Annotated in this window: 1 protein-coding gene; it reads right to left on the bottom strand. The window is 76.1% G+C overall.

Annotated features, from left to right (window positions below; genetic code table 11):
• The coding region (locus ACWDYJ_RS36205) for a polyketide synthase dehydratase domain-containing protein (protein ID WP_451569854.1) at nt 1-1907 on the bottom strand (1907 nt) is incomplete at both ends.

Here is a 1907-nt window from a genome sequence, read left to right as displayed (position 1 = left end):
CCGTGCTCGGTGACCAGGTGCCGGGCCAGTACGCCGCCCAGCGCGCCGGTCGCGCCGGTGATCAGGGTGGTGCCCTGGTCCCAACGAGCAGTCCGCGCCTCGGAGTTCTGCGCGGTCCGAGCCAGGCGCGGCACCAGCAGCTCCGTACCGCGCACCGCGATCTGCGGCTCGCCGGAGGCGACGGCGGTGGTCGGGAAGGTGCCGTCGGTGTCGGTGTCCAGGTCGACCAGGACGATCCGGCCCGGGTTCTCGCTCTGCGCCACGCGCAGCAGACCCCAGGCGGCGGCGTGCGCCAGGTCGGTGACGGGCGCGCCGACGGTGGTGGCGAGGGCGCCCCGGGTCACCACCACGAGGGTGGAGTCGGCGACGCGCTCGTCCGCCAGCCAGGACTGGGCCGTGCCCAGCAGCTCACGGACCGCGCGGTGCGTGAGGGCGGGGACCTCGGCGGAGTCGGCCGCACCCGTCGGGGCGAGCGCGAGCAGGACCGTACCGGGCACGGTCTGCGCCGCGGCCACCGCTTCGAGCGAGGCGTACGTGCGGGCGTCCGTGACGTCGAGGTCGCCGACGACGGCCCAGCCGGAGGTGTCCACCGCCGGGTCCGAAGCAGGCAGGCGCGGTTCGGCGAGCGCAGCCCAGGCGACCTTGAACAGGCCGTCCCTGGCGGCGGAGTTCGCCTCGCGCAGCGCCTCCTTCGACAGTGGGCGCAGCAACAGCGACTCGACGGTCGCCACCGGGGCTCCGCTGCCGTCGGCGACGGTCAGCGAGGCCACCTCGGGGCCGGTCAGCGTGATGCGCACCCGCAGGGTGGCGGCGCCGGTGGCGTGCACGCTCACCCCGGACCAGGAGAACGGCAGCAGCGCCACCCGGTCGTCGTCCACCACGCCGGGCAGCAGCGGGTGCAGCGCGGAGTCCAGCAGGGCCGGGTGCAGCAGGAAGCGGCCGGCGTCGGCGCGCTGCGCGTCGGGCAGGGTCAGCTCGGCGAAGATCTCGCCGTTGCCCCCCTTCCAGGCGCGGCGCAGGCCCTGGAAGGCCGGGCCGTACGCGTAGTCCTGGGCGGCGAGCCGCTCGTAGACCCCGTCGAGGGAGACCTCGGTGGCGCCGGCCGGGGGCCAGACCATCAGGGCCTCGCCGGCGTCGGCGGCGGGAGCCAGGACGCCCTTGGCGTTGAGGGTCCACGGGCGGGCCTCGGCGGACGCGTCGGCCGCGTCGCCCTCGTGGCGCGAGTACACGTCCACGCTGCGGCGGCCCGTGCCGTCGGCGTCGCCGACGACCAGCTGGAGCTGGACCCCGCCGCGCTCGGACAGCACCAGTGGCGCCGACAGGGTCAGCTCCTCGATCTGCGGGCATCCCAGCTGTCCGCCGGCCAGGAGGGCCAGCTCGACGAAACCGGTGCCGGGCAGCAGGACCGTGCCGAGGACGGCGTGGTCGGCGAGCCAGGGGTGCGACTGGAGGGACAGCCGGCTGGTGAAGAGGGTCTGGTCGCCGTCGGCGAGGTCCAGGGTGGCGCCGAGGATCGGGTGGTCCGTCGGGCTCAGGCCCAGGCCCGCCGCGTCGGCGGCGGCCTCCGCGACATCGAGCCAGTAGCGCTCGCGCTGGAAGGCGTACGTCGGCAGGTCGACGGCATCCTGCGCCGGAGCGCCGAAGTAGGCGGCCCAGTCGGCCTTTCCGGTGCGGGCGTGCAGCTGCCCGGCGGCGAGCACGAGCTGCTGCGCCTCGGGGCGTCCGGCGCGGAGGGTGGCGACGGCGAGGGCGGTTCCGGCGCCCTCGACGGAGCCCGCGGCCAGCGCGGTCAGGACGGCGTCGGGGCCGATCTCGGTGAAGGTGGTGGCGCCGAGGGCTTCGAGGGCGCGGACGGCGTCGGTGAAGCGGACCGCGCCGCGGACCTGGTCGGCCCAGTACTTCGGGGT

The organism is Streptomyces sp. NPDC003042 (genome assembly GCF_053591315.1).
This window is presented reverse-complemented; position numbering and strand designations above follow the sequence as displayed.